This is a genomic window from Paenibacillus sp. Y301, from assembly GCF_059445505.1.
This window is the reverse complement of sequence record NZ_JCAIUL010000007.1, coordinates 94,554-113,088: the sequence shown is the minus strand read 5'-3', so window position 1 is coordinate 113,088 and position 18,535 is coordinate 94,554. Positions and strand designations below refer to the sequence as shown.

21 protein-coding genes and 1 riboswitch are annotated in these 18,535 nt (G+C 41.3%); all 21 genes read left to right on the top strand.

Going from position 1 to position 18,535, the window contains the following annotated elements; translation table 11 throughout:
* The first annotated feature begins 2 nt into the window (after nt 1–2).
* The 21 genes from AC1D69_RS13845 (at nt 3) to spoIIID (ending at nt 18,478) form a co-directional block, all read left to right on the top strand.
* Nucleotides 3–581 carry a low molecular weight protein arginine phosphatase gene (locus tag AC1D69_RS13845; RefSeq protein ID WP_495456747.1) on the top strand — a complete coding sequence of 193 codons (579 nt, stop codon included), beginning with the start codon at nt 3–5 and terminating at the stop codon, nt 579–581.
* A 53-nt stretch (nt 582–634) separates the two neighbouring features.
* Nucleotides 635–716, top strand: a riboswitch (ZMP/ZTP riboswitch).
* Nucleotides 717–817: 101 nt separating this feature from the next.
* The gene (gene rpiB, locus AC1D69_RS13840) at nt 818–1,273 is read left to right on the top strand and encodes a ribose 5-phosphate isomerase B (RefSeq protein ID WP_495456746.1); all 456 of its coding nucleotides are present in this window, start codon (nt 818–820) and stop codon (nt 1,271–1,273) included.
* A gap of 13 nt (nt 1,274–1,286) precedes the next feature.
* Nucleotides 1,287–1,892 (top strand): TIGR01440 family protein, encoded by a 606-nt coding sequence (locus tag AC1D69_RS13835; protein ID WP_495456745.1) that lies wholly within the window; start codon nt 1,287–1,289, stop codon nt 1,890–1,892.
* 326 nt (nt 1,893–2,218) lie between these two features.
* Nucleotides 2,219–3,466: a serine hydroxymethyltransferase gene (gene glyA, locus AC1D69_RS13830; RefSeq protein ID WP_495456744.1), complete on the top strand. Its 1,248-nt coding sequence runs from the start codon at nt 2,219–2,221 to the stop codon at nt 3,464–3,466.
* Between the two features lie 429 nt (nt 3,467–3,895).
* A complete protein-coding gene (gene upp / locus AC1D69_RS13825; RefSeq protein WP_495456743.1) occupies nt 3,896–4,531 on the top strand; it encodes a uracil phosphoribosyltransferase in 636 nt (211 codons plus the stop codon).
* A 20-nt stretch (nt 4,532–4,551) separates the two neighbouring features.
* Entirely contained in the window at nt 4,552–5,712 is a 1,161-nt protein-coding gene (gene wecB / locus AC1D69_RS13820; protein ID WP_495456742.1) for a non-hydrolyzing UDP-N-acetylglucosamine 2-epimerase, read from the top strand.
* Between the two features lie 169 nt (nt 5,713–5,881).
* Complete coding sequence (locus tag AC1D69_RS13815) at nt 5,882–6,115, top strand: AtpZ/AtpI family protein (RefSeq protein ID WP_495456741.1); 234 nt, start codon at nt 5,882–5,884, stop codon at nt 6,113–6,115.
* On the top strand, nt 6,108–6,485 hold the full coding sequence (locus tag AC1D69_RS13810) for an ATP synthase subunit I (RefSeq protein ID WP_495456740.1): 378 nt from the start codon (nt 6,108–6,110) through the stop codon (nt 6,483–6,485). The genes AC1D69_RS13815 and AC1D69_RS13810 overlap by 8 nt, the downstream gene beginning before the upstream one ends.
* A 31-nt stretch (nt 6,486–6,516) precedes the next feature.
* Nucleotides 6,517–7,278, top strand: coding sequence for a F0F1 ATP synthase subunit A (gene atpB / locus AC1D69_RS13805; RefSeq protein WP_495456739.1), 762 nt, complete (start codon nt 6,517–6,519; stop codon nt 7,276–7,278).
* A gap of 97 nt (nt 7,279–7,375) precedes the next feature.
* Nucleotides 7,376–7,591: a F0F1 ATP synthase subunit C gene (gene atpE, locus AC1D69_RS13800; protein WP_495456738.1), complete on the top strand. Its 216-nt coding sequence runs from the start codon at nt 7,376–7,378 to the stop codon at nt 7,589–7,591.
* 173 nt (nt 7,592–7,764) lie between these two features.
* Nucleotides 7,765–8,253 carry a F0F1 ATP synthase subunit B gene (gene atpF / locus AC1D69_RS13795; RefSeq protein ID WP_495456737.1) on the top strand — a complete coding sequence of 163 codons (489 nt, stop codon included), beginning with the start codon at nt 7,765–7,767 and terminating at the stop codon, nt 8,251–8,253.
* The gene (locus AC1D69_RS13790; RefSeq protein ID WP_495456736.1) at nt 8,250–8,801 is read left to right on the top strand and encodes a F0F1 ATP synthase subunit delta; all 552 of its coding nucleotides are present in this window, start codon (nt 8,250–8,252) and stop codon (nt 8,799–8,801) included. Before atpF ends, AC1D69_RS13790 begins: the two co-directional genes overlap by 4 nt.
* Nucleotides 8,802–8,812: 11 nt before the next feature.
* Nucleotides 8,813–10,327: a F0F1 ATP synthase subunit alpha gene (gene atpA, locus AC1D69_RS13785; protein ID WP_495456735.1), complete on the top strand. Its 1,515-nt coding sequence runs from the start codon at nt 8,813–8,815 to the stop codon at nt 10,325–10,327.
* A 100-nt stretch (nt 10,328–10,427) separates the two neighbouring features.
* The gene (gene atpG / locus AC1D69_RS13780) at nt 10,428–11,291 is read left to right on the top strand and encodes an ATP synthase F1 subunit gamma (protein WP_495456734.1); all 864 of its coding nucleotides are present in this window, start codon (nt 10,428–10,430) and stop codon (nt 11,289–11,291) included.
* A gap of 105 nt (nt 11,292–11,396) precedes the next feature.
* On the top strand, nt 11,397–12,797 hold the full coding sequence (atpD, locus tag AC1D69_RS13775; RefSeq protein WP_495456733.1) for a F0F1 ATP synthase subunit beta: 1,401 nt from the start codon (nt 11,397–11,399) through the stop codon (nt 12,795–12,797).
* Nucleotides 12,798–12,937: 140 nt separating this feature from the next.
* A complete protein-coding gene (locus tag AC1D69_RS13770; RefSeq protein ID WP_495456732.1) occupies nt 12,938–13,354 on the top strand; it encodes a F0F1 ATP synthase subunit epsilon in 417 nt (138 codons plus the stop codon).
* Between the two features lie 291 nt (nt 13,355–13,645).
* Nucleotides 13,646–13,903, top strand: coding sequence for a DUF1146 family protein (locus tag AC1D69_RS13765; protein WP_495456731.1), 258 nt, complete (start codon nt 13,646–13,648; stop codon nt 13,901–13,903).
* Nucleotides 13,904–14,208: 305 nt separating this feature from the next.
* The gene (gene murA, locus AC1D69_RS13760) at nt 14,209–15,564 is read left to right on the top strand and encodes a UDP-N-acetylglucosamine 1-carboxyvinyltransferase (RefSeq protein WP_495456730.1); all 1,356 of its coding nucleotides are present in this window, start codon (nt 14,209–14,211) and stop codon (nt 15,562–15,564) included.
* Between the two features lie 285 nt (nt 15,565–15,849).
* Complete coding sequence (gene spoIID, locus AC1D69_RS13755) at nt 15,850–17,175, top strand: stage II sporulation protein D (RefSeq protein ID WP_495456729.1); 1,326 nt, start codon at nt 15,850–15,852, stop codon at nt 17,173–17,175.
* A gap of 61 nt (nt 17,176–17,236) precedes the next feature.
* On the top strand, nt 17,237–17,974 hold the full coding sequence (locus AC1D69_RS13750) for a peptidoglycan DD-metalloendopeptidase family protein (protein ID WP_495456728.1): 738 nt from the start codon (nt 17,237–17,239) through the stop codon (nt 17,972–17,974).
* 216 nt (nt 17,975–18,190) lie between these two features.
* Nucleotides 18,191–18,478, top strand: coding sequence for a sporulation transcriptional regulator SpoIIID (gene spoIIID / locus AC1D69_RS13745; protein WP_495456727.1), 288 nt, complete (start codon nt 18,191–18,193; stop codon nt 18,476–18,478).
* Nucleotides 18,479–18,535: the final 57 nt, after the last annotated feature.

Genomic DNA, 18,535 nt, shown 5'->3' with positions numbered 1-18,535 from the left:
ACGTGTTGCGTATTTTGTTCGTGTGTACAGGGAATACATGCCGTAGCCCGATGGCAGAAGCGATTCTCCGGAAATTGGCTAAAGAACGGGGTCTTCAGATTGAGGTACAGTCTGCAGGTGTGGCTGCTAACGAAGGGTCACCTATTTCTAGACATGCCGAAGCGGTTCTACGAGACTATAATATAGATGATACAATAACCTCACAACCACTGAGATCAAATGTTGTACGGGATAGTGATCTCATTCTTACGTTAACACAAGCGCATAAACAACATGTGTTACGGGCTTTCCCAGAAGTTATGGGCAAGATCTATACATTGAAGGAATATGCTGAAGACGATGAGAGTGTACTTCGAGATGTAGCGGAGCTAGATAGTCTTTATGCAGTTTGGGCTATGAACACAGCGTTAGGTAAACCCGTTGAGAATAGAGAACGAATGATTGAGATCCAGCAACGTATTCCAAGCTTTGATATATCAGATCCATTTGGTGGATCCCGCGAAGATTATGAAGTGGCAGCAGCGGAGATACGTACAGCTATTGATCGATTTCTAGTGAAGTTATCAAATAATAACAATTAATTGATCGTTGCATTTCGTCGTTGATTGTTTTATCATGAAAAAAGAAGAACAATCGGTTCCGATGTAACTGGCGACGCTGTGGATTAAACCACGATGGAGCATCGGGATATACGGCCGGTCGCCTGGGCACAAGAGCAATTCTACGGATTACCGTAGACTGCTCTTTTTTCGTATTTTGGCCAAATATTGAGTATAATGGTACAAGATAAAAGAGAGATATTAGGAGGTTTTTCTAAATGAAAATCGCATTAGGTACAGATCACGGTGGTATTCGATTAAAACAGGACATCATAAATGTCATTGAGAAATTGGGACATGAGGTTGTAGATGTAGGGTGTAATTGCACGGATGCGGTGGACTATCCTGATTATGCGCTTCCTGTATGTGAACAAGTGATAATGGGTAAAGTGGATCGTGGGATATTGGTGTGTGGGACAGGGATTGGTATGAGTATTGCAGCTAATAAGGTTCCAGGTATACGTTGTGCTCTAGTTCATGATGTATTCTCCGCTAAGGCCACTCGAGAACATAATGATACGAATGTACTCGCATTAGGCGAACGTGTTATCGGACCCGGTTTAGCTTGTGAGATCGTCAAAGAATGGCTTGTTACGGAATTTAGTGAAGAAGAACGTCATGTAAACCGTGTGAACAAAATCAAGCTTATTGAAGAACGGTATATGCAAGACTAAGGAGGTTTCTTCCATGGATCAGAGTGCGATATCCGCAGCTTCACTCAAAGAACAAGTAGCACTTGTACTGCGGGAACTTGTAAAGGTTGCTAAGCTGAGTAAGGGCAAGATTCTTGTAGTAGGTACAAGTACTAGTGAAGTAGCAGGTAGTCATATCGGTACGGCAGGGGCGTTGGAAGTTGCCGATGAGTTACTTCTTGGGATTGATGAGGTCCGTAAAGAATTTGGATTCCATGTTGTGTTTCAATGTTGCGAGCACTTGAATCGATCATTAGTCATTGAACGAACGCTTCTAGAAGAGTTACGCCTGACAGAGGTTGCCGCAGTTCCGTATCCTACAGCTGGAGGTTCAATGGCTTCTGCTGCTTATCGGAGTATGGTGGAACCTTGCCTTGCAGAGCGTATAGAAGCGCATGCTGGAATGGATATCGGCGAGACTTTGATCGGAATGCATTTACGGCATGTAGCCGTACCCTTCCGTCCTAGCATTCGGTATATAGGGCAAGCCCGTGTGAATGCTGCCTACACCCGTCCGAAGCTTATTGGCGGCGAGCGAGCACGATACCAATTGGAAGGTGAACCTTCCATTCAACAAGGTAATTCTCATATTTGTGATTGATTATAAAAGTAAAACGCAGTGACGAGTAAATTTTTAAGAAAGAAATGTCTCTACACCGTAACTAATGCCTACCGAACAGAAGTATATGAAGAATCATAGCGAAGAGGGCGGAATTGTCCTGGAGAAGCGAAGCGTTCGCCTACAGGGTTTCCGTAGGAAAACCACTCCGAAAGCATATGCTTGCCCTCTGATTTCAACCGCAATAGGCGGTATATAATCAAGAAATCAGAGGGCAACAGCGATCGGAAGAACAATTCGTCAGCGTAGCGGGGATTCTAGCACAGGTTATGGAATTAGACCAAGAAACCTTTAGGAGGAATATGAAAATGGAACAATTACGCAAGTTTGACCCAGCAGTATTAGAGGCTATGGACTTAGAACTTAAACGCCAACGTAACAACATTGAACTTATCGCTTCGGAGAATATCGTGAGTGAAGCAGTAATGGAAGCAATGGGTTCCGTTTTGACGAATAAATATGCTGAGGGATATCCAGGCAAAAGATATTACGGTGGTTGTGAACGTGTTGATATCGTAGAAGACATCGCTCGTGATCGTGCGAAGGAATTGTTTGGTGCTGAGCATGTTAATGTACAGCCACATTCAGGGGCACAGGCGAATATGGCAGTCTATCTAGCAGCGCTTAAACCTGGAGATACCGTATTAGGAATGAATCTTGCTCATGGTGGACATTTAACACATGGTAGTCCAGTGAATGCTTCCGGTCTATTGTATAACTTTGTTCCTTATGGTGTTCAAGAGGATTCTTTCCTCATTGATTATGATGAAGTGCGTAAGTTGGCATTTAAACATCATCCTCGTTTAATCGTCGCGGGTGCAAGTGCTTATCCACGTACCATTGACTTTGAAGCACTAGCTTCCATTGCTAATGATGTAGGCGCTCTGTTCATGGTAGATATGGCCCATATCGCAGGCTTAGTTGCTGGAGGAGTTCATCCGAGCCCAGTTCCTCACGCGCATTTCGTGACGACGACGACTCACAAAACACTTCGTGGACCACGTGGAGGGATGATTATCTGTAAACAACCGTGGGCACAAGCCATCGATAAAGCAGTATTCCCAGGAACACAAGGTGGGCCATTGATGCATATTATTGCTTCTAAAGCGGTAGCTCTTAAGGAAGCATTGGATCCATCATTTAAGACTTATGCAGAGAACGTTGTGAAGAATGCTAAAGTGTTGGCTGAGACTCTGATCAGTGAAGGTTTGAACATCGTATCAGGGGGTACGGATAATCACTTGATGCTAGTAGATACTCGTAGTGTGAACATTACAGGTAAGTTGGCAGAGAAAGTACTAGATTCAATCGGTATAACTGTCAATAAAAATGCGATTCCATTTGATCCAACGAGCCCATTCGTAACTAGTGGTATTCGTTTGGGTACTCCAGCTGCAACATCACGTGGCATGGATGAGAAGGCGATGGTTGAGATCGGCAAGATCATTGCTCTAACTCTAAAGAATCCAGAAGATGAAGCGATTCTTGCCCAAGCAACTGCACGAGTGACTGAACTTACAGATCAATACCCTTTATATACTGATTTGAAATATTAATAAATGAATAGTTTGAGATAGACTGGGGATAATTCTCCAGTCTTTTTTTGTTAAAGTGCGAATTTTGTCGAAAAAACGAACTTTGCCATTTGATATGAAACTATAGACTGAATTTAACGTAATTAAAGGTAACTTGTTTCTAAAAAAGTAGAAGTAGGAAATTGTACATATTATAGAAAGACATCATTTCGATGTAGAAATTTCCAACTTAATGATGCGTATATCTCAAATTGAATGAAAGACTGCGTTGACTATGTATATAAGTTAGGTAAATATAAGATACTTTTACTGGTTGACCTTTAGATAAATCAAGGTGGGTGCAAATTCTTTTCGTGGAATGCTATAATAGACGAGGTTTGTAAGACGATGCAGAAGCGTTGATAAACATTAATAACAATAACACATATGAATTAACCGGAGGGATTTACCATGGAAAAAGGAAAATTGGTGATCTGTGATCACCCTTTGATTCAACACAAGCTTACTTTCATTCGGGATGTAGAGACTAATACTAAGGACTTCAGAGAACTTGTTGATGAAGTAGCTACTTTAATGGCATATGAAATTACACGAGATATCCCATTGGAGACTGTTACAGTAAAGACACCCGTGTGTACGACAGAAAGCCAAGTCATTTCTGGACGTATGTTAGGACTTGTTCCTATTCTACGAGCTGGTCTAGGTATGCTTGATGGTGTACTGAAACTGCTTCCTGCAGCAAAAGTGGGTCACGTTGGGTTATTCCGCGATCCAGAAACACTTATGCCAGTGGAATATTATACGAAGCTACCTACAGATGTTACAGAACGCGAATTAATTGTTATCGATCCGATGCTTGCAACAGGTGGTTCAGCTATTGCTGCTATTGACGTGCTCAAGAAACGTGGTTGTACTCAGATTAAGATGATGAATCTAATTGCTGCACCAGAAGGTGTTAAGGCGGTTCAGGATGCACATCCAGATGTAGACATCTACGTAGCAGCTTTGGACGAGCGATTAGATGAACATGGGTATATTGTCCCTGGTCTAGGGGATGCAGGAGACCGTTTATACGGAACGAAGTAAGAAAAGAGGGGTATTCATTTATGTCAAAGAAGATAAAAGTGATGACGATCTTCGGAGTTCGACCCGAAGCGATTAAGATGGCTCCGCTCATTCTGGAATTACAGAAACACCCCGATAGAATTGAATCGGTTGTTTGTGTAACAGCACAACACCGTCAAATGTTAGATCAGGTTTTGGAAGTCTTTAATATACACCCAGATTATGATCTAGATATTATGAAGGAGAGCCAGACACTGAACGAAATCTCCATTCGTGTGTTGGCAGGTCTGGAGCCTGTGCTACGGGAAGCTAAGCCTGATATTGTACTCGTTCATGGAGACACATTAACGACTTTCCTTGCTAGTTATGCTTCATTTATGCAACAGATTCAAGTGGGTCATGTCGAGGCTGGTTTAAGAACATGGAATAAGCAATCGCCATTTCCTGAGGAAATGAATCGTCAATTAACAGGGGTTATTGCGGATTTACATTTTTCTCCAACGGACATGTCTGCAAATAATTTGCTTTCTGAAAATAAATCAAAGTCAAGCATTTATATCACAGGAAATACCGTTACAGATGTGTTTCAATATACTATACAGCCTGATTATCATCACCCTGTATTGGATTGGGCCTCAGGTAAACGACTTATTCTGATGACTGCGCACCGTAGAGAATCCCAGGGTGAACCACATCGCAATATCTTCCGTGCTGTTAAGCGGATAGCCGATGAATTCGAGGATGTAGCCATTGTGTATCCAGTTCATCCGAGTCCCGCTGTTAAGGATCCTGCGCATGAGATTCTTGGGAATCACCCACGGATTAAACTTATCGATCCGTTGGATGTTGTAGATTTACAAAATTTTTATCCCCATACCCATTTGATATTAACCGATTCTGGAGGGTTACAGGAAGAAGCGCCGTCCTTTGGTGTACCTGTACTGGTACTTCGCGACACGACAGAGCGTCCTGAAGGAATTCAGGCTGGAACACTAGAATTGGTGGGCACGGACGAGGAGAAGGTGTACGCTCGGACCAAAACGTTATTAACTGATTCTGAAGTATATGATTCCATGAGTAGGGCCGCCAACCCATACGGAGATGGAAAGGCTTCAGAGAGAATTGTCAATGCGATTCTTCACCATTTCGGTTTAGAAAGCGAACGTCCTGAAGAGTTTCACAGAATGTTCACAAATAAGTGAATTGGTGTTATATTTAAACCCATAGAATAGTGTACAGTTAGACTGTACGGTTCTTTGAAATTAGTGAATATACGAGAGATGTTTTCTTGTATTTTCACACTTTAATACAATGAAAACGTTTGATTGACAAACTCTTCAAATATTAAGTAAAATAGGTTGGGATTGAGCTATGGACAACCCACAAAACAATGATAATCCTTGGTATTTAGCTCTTTATATCGGTGGAGCTGGAGGTATTTTTTCTACCTATATTCTCATTGGTTTCTTTACTGCAAGATGGTTAGTCAATGCGTTGGAAGGACCGAGATATTGGATAGCAATAGGAACAATCTCTGGGTTAGTGTTGGGTTCGTTTCATATTGTCATGTTGATCAAAAAGTGGATTGGAGAACAAAATGGATGATATAGCTTCTATAGTGAAGGGTGTCACCAAAGTGTCATTAATCATTATGGCAGGGTTGTTGATGGGTTGGGCGCTTCATCCGGAGACCAGAATTTATACGCTAGGTATGGTTTTGGGCATGACTGGAGGTCTAGTAAGCACTCGTCATCTATCGTCTAAGGTTCGTAATGTTGCACATGCTGTTACAACTCCAGGATCTAGGGCGTATAGCCTAGGGTTTATAAGCCGAATTTGTTTCGCAATTCTAGCTGTGATGTTTTCAGTGAAAGTTGAGCATCTTTCACTTGAACTTACCATAGCTGGACTCTTCGTACCACAGCTTTTGACCATTCCTGTAGGTATATATTTGAGTGTGAAAAAGGTCATTTAATAGATTATGCGAAAGGAGGGAATACATTTCAATGCATGAACATCCGATTATCCATGTAGGGGGACTGAACCTCGATCTATCAGCCATTTTTATGTTGGTTGTGACTATGATTGTTGTATTCGTGTTCGCTAGGCTCTGTGTTCGTAATTTATCGGTAGAGAATCCTTCCAAGCTGCAGAATTTTATGGAATGGGTAGTGGAATTTGTTCAAGGTCTCATTGGAAGTGCAATGGACTTGAAGAAAGGAAAACCTTATTTATCTCTGGGACTTACACTGATTCTATTCATTTTTGTATCGAACTTGTTAGGATTACCTTTTTCTATTATTACAGAAGCGCATGGTCCTGAAGAAATCTTTGGATACGTTATTGAAGCTACAAGAGGTTTAGGAAATGGCGAGCATGCTGAGATTCTTTGGTGGAAATCACCGACCGCGGATATTAACATGACTGCTGGACTTGCAATCGTTATTTTCATCTTAATGAACTATCTTGGACTTAAGAAAAATCGTAAACATTATTTGAAACATTATATTGAACCATTTCCTATTTTCCTACCGTTGAATATTATTGAGAATTTATCTAAACCCATTGCACTTGCAATCCGGTTATTCGCCAATATATTTGCTGGGGAAGTACTGATTACCGTTATCCTGAAGCTTGGTTATATAGGGATTCCGTTTCTCGCGGTATGGCAAGGATTCAGTATCTTTATAGGCGCTTTACAAGCCTTTATATTTACGATCCTGACGATGGTATATATTGCTCAAACAACGATTCACGAAGAACATTAACTACCTTCAGCGAACAGATTCAGAAATGATTGGATTCTTTACGCAGAAGATATTATATTTACTAAATAATAAGAGATTTTAAGGAGGATATTTTATAATGGAATTTTTAGCAGCAGCTATCGCAGTTGGTTTAGGGGCACTTGGTGCAGGTCTTGGTAATGGTATGATCGTAAGTAAGACAGTTGAATCTATTGCTCGTCAACCAGAAGCACGTAACGCACTTCAAACAACAATGTTTATCGGTGTTGGTATCGTCGAAGTTATTCCGTTGGCAGCTACTGTTATCGCGTTCTTGATCATGTTCACGAATTAAAATTTGGTTGGCGGGGAGGGCCAATGCCATCCGCGCCTTCATTTTGTTCAAAATATTCAGAGATATAGACTTTACTCTTAAATCTCTTTATTTATCATAGGTAAACGTAGATCAATCTTATGCGTTTATGCTGGACGATTCGCACTTCGTGCTAACGGAAAGGAGTGACTTCATTGGATATTCATGTGGAGACTATTATCATATCTATTCTCTCATTTATCATTCTATATTGGGCGCTAAATAGATATGCATTTGACAAGTTATTTAACATTATGGAGCAACGCCGCGTACTCGTTCTAAAACAATTAGAAGATGCGAAACAGACTCGTGAACAAGCAACTCAATATGTTGAAGATCAGAAGGTTGCGTTGGAAGATGCTCGTAGAGAAGCTTATGATATCGTAGAACGTTCTAAACAAACAAGTAGTAAACAAGCTGAACAGATTCTTGAAGAAGCTAGCAATGCTGTAGTACGTCTTAAGTCTGAGGCTGTACGCGATATTGAAAGTGAAAAGAACAAGGCTGTGGAAGCATTACGAAGTGAAATAGGTACAGCTTCTGTACAAATTGCATCCAAATTACTTCAGAAAGAAGTAAGTGTGGATGGTACACAAGAACAACTCGTAGACCAATACCTCAAAGAGGTAGGGGGTAAATCATGAGCCGAGATACGGTAGTCGCCAAACGGTACGCTAAAGCACTGTTTGAAGTTGCCTCACAGGATAATGTAACGCTTGAAGTTGAACAACAACTGCAGGCTGTCGTTGAAGCTATTCAATCTAATGATGATATTGAAAGATTCTTAACGACACCGAACATATCCGATGCAGACAAATTGAATGCATTCAATAGAGCACTTCAAGGCAAGCTGTCACAGTCTGTGATGAATACTGTGGAACTACTTGTGAAACGGCGGAGAACGGATATCCTCCCCGATCTTCTAGACAGCTACATCAAATTGAAAGGCGAGAGCCTAGGTATGGCCGATGCCCTAGTGTATTCAACATATCCTCTTGATGACAGTGAAATAGAAGCGGTAGCCACAGAGTTTGGCCAAGTTGCTCACAAAACGATTCGTGTAAATAACCTTGTCGATAAGAGTCTACTTGGAGGATTAAAGGTCGTTATAGGTGATACGTTGTATGACGGTAGTATTTCCGGAAAGCTTGCGCGTCTTGAAAAATCATTTAATGACAAGCACAGTAGATAGGGGTGAAAACATTGAGTATCAAACCTGAAGAAATTAGCACGCTTATTAAAAGTCAAATAGAACAATATAAATCCGATATAGAAGTCGCTGAAGTTGGTACTGTCATTCAAGTAAGTGATGGTATTGCTCGCGTCCATGGACTTGAGAACGCTATGTCCGGTGAGCTTTTGGAATTCTCCAACGGTGTTGTCGGATTGGTACTCAACCTTGAAGAAAGCAACGTAGGTGTTGTTATTCTAGGTCGTTACACAGAGATTAAAGAAGGTGACCAGGTTAAACGTACAGGTCAGATCATGCAGGTTCCCGTTGGGGAAGCAATGCTTGGACGTGTCGTGAATGCACTTGGAGAACCTGTTGATGGAAGAGGTCCAATCGAAGCGACTGAATTCCGTCCAGTTGAGAACAATGCACCAGGTGTTATTGATCGTAAATCAGTACATGAACCAATGCAAACGGGGATCAAAGCCATTGATGCAATGGTACCGATCGGACGTGGACAACGTGAGTTGATCATTGGTGACCGTCAAACTGGTAAAACAGCTATTGCTATTGATACTATTATTAACCAAAAGGGTAATGGCGTGAAATGTATCTATGTCGCTATCGGTCAGAAACAATCTACCGTTGCACAAGTAGTAGAAACACTTCGTCGTCATGGCGCTTTGGAATATACCATTATTGTTACTGCACCTGCTTCTGATCCATCACCACTATTGTACATTGCACCATATGCAGGTTGTGCTATGGGTGAATACTTCATGTATAAAGGTGAGCATGCGCTTATCATTTATGATGACTTAACGAAACAGGCATCAGCATATCGTGAACTTTCCTTGCTACTTCGTCGTCCGCCAGGTCGTGAAGCTTATCCAGGGGATGTATTCTATCTTCACTCCCGTTTGTTGGAACGTGCAGCTAAATTGAGCGATGCTCTAGGTGGAGGATCTTTAACGGCATTACCGTTTATTGAGACACAAGCTTCTGACGTATCTGCTTATATCCCAACAAATGTTATCTCAATTACAGATGGACAGATTTTCTTGGAATCTGAATTGTTCTATTCCGGTCAACGTCCGGCAATCAATGTTGGTATTTCCGTATCACGCGTAGGGGGTTCAGCACAGATCAAAGCGATGAAAAAAGTCGCAGGTGGTTTGAAGCTTGACCTTGCACAATACCGTGAACTTCAAGCATTCTCCCAATTCGGTTCTGATCTAGACAAATCAACATTAGCACGTCTAAATCGTGGAGCAAGATTGATGGAGATCCTTAAGCAAGGCGTAAACCAACCACTGAAGGTAGAACAACAAGTTATAAGCTTGTATACCGCAGTTAAGGGTTATTTAGATGATATTCCTGTTATTGATGTTCGTCGTTTCGAAAAAGAATTCATTACATTTGTAGAAAGTAACCATGCAGAGATTCTTCAATCTATTCGTGATACGAAGGACTTGGTTGCTGACAATGAGAATGCTTTGAAGGACGTTATTGCGATATTCAAAAGAGGATTTTCAGTATCGGCGTAGATCATAGACCGGGCCGTGAGGCTCGGTATCACTTTTTATAAATGAAGAAATGCTTACGATGCTAGTTTTGACTTCGTCAAAACTTTGGGGTGGTGAAAATATGGCAAGAGGATTACGTGAAATTAAACGTCAGATAAAGAGTGTACAGAGTACCAAACAAATCACTAAAGCAATGGAAATGGTAGCTGCTTCTAAGTTGAGAAGAGCACAGGAGAAGGCTGCAGCAGCCCGTCCTTACTCAGATAAGCTCAAAGAGGTAGTGTTCAGCATCGCTTCTGCTACGACTGACATCACGCATCCGATGTTTGAGAAGCGTCCAGTGAAGAAAACAGGTTATTTGGTAATAACTTCAGATCGTGGTCTTGCTGGTGGATATAATACGAATATTCTGAAGAAGGTAATGGTTACTATTGCTGAACGTCATCAGTCTAAAGACGAATACGAGATTTTCGTAATTGGTCGAAAAGGCCGTGATTATTTCCGCCGTAGAGAGCTTCCTGTAACGGAAGATTTAACAGACCTATCTGACACTCCTTCGTTTGCAGATATCAAATCCATCGCTTATACAGCAGTTCAACGTTTTGAATTGGGACATATTGATGAATTGCATATTTGTTATAACCGTTTTGTGAATGCTTTGACGCAAATACCTGAAGTGGAACAGTTGTTACCAATGGTAACTGACGGTATGGATTCTGGTGTCACAGCGGCTTATGAATATGAGCCTTCTGCTAGTGCTGTATTAGAAGTGCTTTTGCCGAAGTATGCAGAAACATTAATATTCTCAGCAATGTTGGATGGAAAAGCGAGTGAATTAGGTTCCAAGATGACGGCAATGGGTAGCGCAACTAAGAATGCTACGAAGATGATCGGGGAGCTTCAGTTGACATTTAACCGTGCTCGTCAAGCAGCAATTACGCAAGAAATTTCTGAAATTGTGGCTGGAGCAGATTCCCAAGCCTAAGATTCATGAAGGATATGAATTCGCACTAAAGCCATGTAAATATGGTTGTAATGATATAAAACCTAAGACTGTGGCTGAAGCAAACTTGTAGGAGGGAAACAAAAGATGAATAAAGGACGCGTAGTCAGCATTATGGGTGCGGTTGTCGACATCGAATTTCAAAGAGGTCAACTTCCAGCAATATACAATGCGATTAAAATTCAGGCTGTCTTACCAACTGGTAGACCAATTGACCTGACTCTGGAAGTTTCTAATCATTTAGGCGATAACATGGTGCGTTGTATTGCTATGTCAAGTACGGATGGTTTGGTTCGCGGGATGGAAGTTACGGATTTAGGTGCAGCTATTAATGTACCTGTTGGTCCAGCAACACTAGGCCGTGTATTTAATGTATTAGGAGAACCAATTGACCAAGTTGGAGAAGTTGTCTCTGAATTTAAGAGACCTATCCACCGCGAAGCTCCAAGCTATGATGAACTGGCTACACAAGCAGAAATGCTTGAAACAGGGATTAAAGTTATCGATCTTCTAGCTCCATACCAAAAAGGTGGTAAAATCGGTCTTTTCGGTGGTGCAGGTGTTGGTAAAACCGTAGCTATTCAAGAGTTGATTAACAATATCGCACAAGAGCACGGTGGTATTTCCGTATTTGCGGGTGTTGGTGAACGTACGCGTGAAGGTAATGACTTGTATCATGAAATGACAGATTCAGGTGTTATTAAGAAAACAGCCATGGTGTTCGGACAAATGAACGAGCCTCCAGGTGCGCGTCTTCGTGTAGCACTTACTGGACTTACAATGGCGGAATATTTCCGCGATGAAGAAGGTAAGGACGTTCTATTGTTTATTGATAACATATTCCGTTTCACACAAGCTGGTTCGGAAGTATCCGCATTGCTTGGTCGTATGCCATCAGCGGTTGGTTACCAACCAACATTGGCAACAGAAATGGGTCAATTACAAGAGCGTATTACTTCTACCAAGAAGGGTTCAGTTACATCTATTCAAGCTATCTACGTACCTGCCGATGACTATACGGATCCGGCTCCAGCTACGACATTTGCTCACTTGGATGCAACAACGAACTTGGAACGTAAAATTTCTGAAATGGGGATTTACCCAGCGGTAGATCCGTTAGCATCCAGTTCACGCATTCTAGCTCCAGAAATCGTAGGTGAGGAACACTACAACGTGGCACAAGGTGTTAAACAAATCTTGGCTCGTTATAATGAACTTCAAGATATTATTGCGATTCTTGGTATGGACGAGTTGAGTGAAGATGATAAATTAACGGTTTCTCGTGCGCGTAGAATTCAACGTTTCTTATCTCAACCATTCCACGTAGCTGAACAATTTAATGGATTCCCAGGAAAATATGTTCCAGTTAAAGATACAATTCGCAGCTTTAAAGAGATTCTAGAAGGTAAGCATGACAACCTTCCAGAGGCAGCATTCTTGTTCGTTGGATCCATTGAAGAGGCTGTTGAGAAAGCGAAAACACTTTAAACGGTGTACGTTATTCCATCGAACTTAGCTATTCTCCGAATAGCTAAGGATATGCTTTCGAAGTGAGCTATTCCCTGAATAGCTAAGGTTATGCTTTCGAAGTGAGCTATTCTCCGAATAGCTTTAAAGGAGTGAAATAAATGAGCACCTTTTTATTAGAAATCGTAACGCCGGATCATCTAGCGTACTCCGGCGAGGTTGACGGATTGACTGTCTACGGCATTGAAGGGGCACTAGGTATATTACCTGGTCACATCCCATTCATTACTCCTTTACAGGTTGCTCCGATTAGTATTAAAAAGGGCAACGAATACAACTCCATTGCAGTAAGTGGAGGATTTGTAGAAGTACGTCAAGATAAAGTGGTTGTACTAGCGGAAAGTGCTGAACTTGAGAAAGAAATTGATGTGGAACGTGCAGTCGCAGCTAAAGAACGTGCAGAACGTCGTTTAGATGCCATTAAACGTAACCAAGCGGATATTGACTTCCAACGTGCTGAGCTATCCCTGAAGAGAGCCATGAATCGGATTGAAGTATATTCACACGTCAAAAAATAAATGTAATTAGAAACAGTCAGCTATTATCTAGCTTGACTGTTTTTTTGCATTAACCAACCAATCAATGACATTGGATCTTGTTAAAATTCAGTGTTGGATTTCACCTCAATGCTCATAATGAGTAGGAAGGTGTTTAATCAAGACTTAAGATCAAATTAATAATAAAAAAAATAAAGAAATTACAGATATAGCGCTTTCAAAAGTGGATTCTTTTGATTAAGGCAAGTATGATGGAAGAGTCGTGAAAAGAGTGTTAACAACAGCACTGTAGAAAGGATAAGATGAACCGGTATGAGTCAAGGCATGTCAAATACGGTATCTGGAGTAGTAAGCGTTGGTGGTCTCGTTTCTATTATTGTATCGCTATTTTGTATTTGGTTGTCGTGGTGGGCTTTGCAGAATCTGAAGTTAGATCTTGTCATTCGAAATCCAAAAGGAGCTCAAGGGAGATTGTTGCACGTTCTTTTGGCCGTAGTACTAGGTCATTTTGTTGCTGGGTTTCTATTGGACTATCTAACGTGGAGCCAAATGTTAAGGTTTATGTTTTAAAGAGATCATGAGTGGTTATATCCCTGATAGGGATGACTAGATAAAATATCTGGACTACAATAATACTTGTCGAATAATAACATTTTTTTATGTCAACAATGGAAATAAGTAAATATTTATTAGAACCTTTTATGAACGTACAACATAATGATAACTAACTGTTAACTCTGATATCAATCTGTAACTTCAAAAAAACGCTTGTACACGTGAAATAATCAATGCTATGATGTAAGTTGGAAAAATAAGAGTGCCATTTCAGATAGTTAGCATAAAAAGGAAAAATTACGGACGCGGAGGGAATCGAGATGAGCAAATTTATCGTCCGCGGTGGCAATAGATTGATCGGAAAAGTTAAAGTTAGCGGGGCTAAAAATTCAGTACTTCCGATCATCGCTGCTTCACTATTAGGAGGAGAAGGAGAAAGTATAATTTATGATGCTCCTCCTCTAGACGATGTGGTTACAATTAGTAAGGTTTTGGAATCGCTTGGTGTGAACGTAAGTTATGACAACGAAGTGTTAAGAGTCAACGCGGAGAATATAACAACATGCGAGGCACCATACGAATACGTTCGCAAAATGAGGGCTTCCTTTCTAGTCATGGGTCCTTTGCTCACTCGAATGGGCTATACTCGGATATCCTTACCAGGTGGTTGTGCTATTGGCACACGGCCAATTGACCAACATCTAAAAGGGTTTGAGGCTCTTGGTGCAGAAATCAGCTTAGGTCAAGGTTATATTGAAGCTAAAAGTAACGGACGATTACGCGGTGCCAAGATCTATTTGGATGTTGCAAGCGTAGGCGCCACTGAGAATATTATGATGGCAGCTACAATGGCAGAAGGAACTACTTTTATTGAGAATGCGGCTAAAGAACCAGAAATTGTCGATTTGGCGAATTATCTGAATAGTATGGGTGCCAAAGTTCGCGGTGCCGGTACAGGAATGATTCGTATCGAAGGTGTCGACAAAATGGTTGGTGTGAAGCATACGGTTATTCCTGACCGCATTGAAGCAGGTACATATATGGTGGCTGCTGCGATTACAGGTGGGGATGTATATGTAGAAGGAGCAATTGCAGACCATTTAGGTCCAGTCATTTCGAAGATGGAGGAGATGGGTGTAAATATTGAACCTGACGAGAATGGTATTCGTGTATCAGCGAAACGTCCACTACGTTCAGTAGATATTAAGACACTTCCCTACCCAGGATTTCCGACAGATATGCAGTCACAGATGATGTCGCTCCTATTGGTATCTGAAGGTACCAGTGTTGTGACGGAGACGGTATTCGAGAATCGTTTCATGCATGTAGATGAATTTCAACATATGAATGCTGAGATTAAGGTAGAAGGGCGTTCCGCTATCATTGCGGGTCGTGCCAAACTGAATGGTGCTAAAGTATGTGCGACAGATTTACGTGCAGGTGCAGCATTAATCCTGCTTGGACTTGTGGCTAATGGCACAACTGAGGTCAGTGGTGTCCATCATATTGATCGTGGGTATGTCAATATTGCAGAGAAATTGTCGGCATTAGGTGCTGATATTTGGCGAATTACAGTAGATGAACCTGTACAGGAGAGTGTATCTGAACAAGTTCCTCAACAACAGAAAGTCAAAGATGAAGTGAAACTATTCTCCGTTCAACCAACTTGGGTATAATTAACTAGAAGAATAGTAGATCCGCACAACTATACACATGATGAATTTAACCAAAAGAACAAGCCCATCTGGCTTGGCTTTTTGGTTTTTTTTTTTGCAGATAATATTTGGAGTTTCACAGGTTAAGCGGGAATTATCCTTTTAATACTTCATAGGGTCTTTTGAATCGTAATCTTCTTCTCTCTTAAATGGGTTCTATCATATCTTCTAATCTCATATGTATAAATTAGATAGAGCCGCAAAGTCATAGACATTTGATGAGAAAGAACGGAGGGTTACATTCATATGAAAGATCCGCGCCAACAAATCAAAATCAAGATAAAGCCTATAGCTCAAATTCTAGATTCTGAGGAAGTGTCTAATTCCGCAACACTTGAGCCTCTCTCTCTAGGATCACCAACCTTAGTGAATAATAGACAAGTAGAAGATCCTCTTCCCGCCTCTAACCCTATTCGATTTAATGTGAGGCATGGGAAACGTACCCGTAGCAGCCGACATCGTTTTGGGAGACGTATAAGATGGCGCAGTCCCAAAGCTATGCAGAAGCGAATTCCACCCACCATATGGGCTGTAGGGGGCCTGCTTACGCTTGCACTGGTGTTACCTGTATTCGTAGTGATGCTTAGGCATAATCCTGTGGTGACCCTACCAATTGAAAATCAGATTGTGGAAACAACCCCTACATTACCTGAAGTAGTAGCTGAACAAGAAGGATCCGAACCAGAACAAGGACCAGAAACAATGGTATCCGTATATTTGTCCAAGTTGGACCGTATTGAGACGCTTCCGCTTGATGATTATGTCACAGGAGTTGTTGCAGCGGAAATGCCAGCTGAATTTGAGAGTAACGCACTTACTGCACAGGCGATTGCCGCCCGTACTTTTATAATTCAACGTCTATTAAATAATGATAAGAGTGGTGTGCCCATAAAAGGTGCTGATGTTACGGATACAGTCGCCCATCAAGTCTATATATCGAAGGAAACACTAGAGAAAGAATGGATCGGTGAAAAGGCAACGCTACTAACTAAATTACAGCGTGCTGTAAAAGATAGTAGCAATATAGTTATGACGTATAAAGGTAAACCGATTACGGCATCTTTTTTCTCAACTAGTAATGGGTATACGGAGAACTCAGAAGATTACTGGAATGCATCAATCCCTTATTTACGAAGTGTAGCGAGTCCTTGGGATAAGGATATAGCTCCACACTATAAAGAGACACTGAAGATAAGTCAGAAACAATTTTTAAGTAATTTGGGCCTATCGAATATCAGTATACCTACTATGAAGAATGAGAATTCCGATTCTCTTATTCATATTCTCTCAACTACAGAAGGACACCGTATTAAAGAAGTAACTATTGGTGGCGTTAAATTCAGTGGTAGGGAAGTTCGTGAGAAACTAGGATTGCGTTCAAGTCAGTTCTCGTGGGTAGCCTCGGGGAATGATATTGTTATCACTACATATGGTTACGGGCATGGTGTAGGGATGAGTCAGTGGGGAGCGAATGGGATGGCGAAGGAAGGGTATACAGCTACTCAAATTCTCAAACACTATTATACTGGAATTGAGTTTCAACAAGTTACTAAACTACTCTCTAAAAAATAATAGTTCAGGAAAAGGTATAAAAGATTTCATCTCGGTAAGAATGATTACAGAGGTGATAACTATGAATGAACAAAACAAAAATCAAACGCATGGAGAAACTCCTAAACCATTAAAAGGAGCACCGGTTGAAAAACTGTCTTCATGGAAAAGGCTGTTGTCGAAACGATGGATTTACCCAGCAGTGTACATGGCCGCAGCAGCACTTATACTAACTTTAGTGTGGGTCTATCAGGATTCCAGTCAGAAAGCACTTACTACAGACCCTACTACAGTATCTGAAAGTCTCGTATCCAAAGATACTGAAAGTGGTATAAACCCGTTGGACAAAGATGCACTCGAAGTCATTGCTAAGGCAGAGAGTATGACATGGCCAGTAGTGAATGCAAAAGAAGTAAACATTGTGAAACCGTACTATGATCCAAAAGGTTCTGAAGAAAACCATCTGGAAGCGATGGTTCAATACAATGATACGTTTGTAACGAACACAGGGTTGGATCTAGCTCGTGAGGATGATAAGACTTTTGAAGTCAAAGCTGCATTGAGTGGTAAGGTCACTCGGGTAGAGCCACATCCATTGATGGGTACCGTGGTGGAAGTTACACACGCAAACAATTTGAAGACAGTATATCAGAGTCTAACGGATGCTAAAGTGAAGTTAGGTGATGAGGTGACTCAAGGAAGTACGCTTGCAAGTGCTGGACGTAGTGAAATGGAAAGTGACCTTGGTAATCATGTGCACTTTGAAGTTTACAACAATGGTGAAATTGTCAATCCATCCGAATTGCTTCCTCCGAAATAAATAAAGAGGTTAAGCTCCATTCATACGATACAGAACGCTAAAAACACTGGAAAGGCAGGGGATACCCTGCCTTTTTGGTGGTCTTAAAGTGGTTCGAAATTAACATGTCCAAAAAAAAAATGAGCATGCAGAAGCTTGTCAGACATCTAAACTGCGAATATATAGGCACGCCTCTCATATAATGTACCAAACTATCCACAGTAGGGAGGCGGGGGCGTGCACGATTACATCAAGGAACGGACGATCAAGATTGGACGTTGTATCGTGGAGACTAGGCAAACGGTCCGAACCATTGCCAAGGAATTTGGCGTATCGAAGAGCACGGTGCACAAAGATTTAACGGAACGACTGCCAGAGATCAATCCTGATCTGGCGGATCAAGTCAAACATATTCTAGAGTATCACAAATCAATCCGCCATCTCAGGGGAGGCGAAGCCACCAAAATTAAGTATAAAAAAACGAATGATAAAAAAAGAGAGGTTGTCAGTGCAGTAAAGTCATAAATAATAGCATAATCACGATAATTCCAATTGAATCCATCCCCTGAAGTATGATATGTT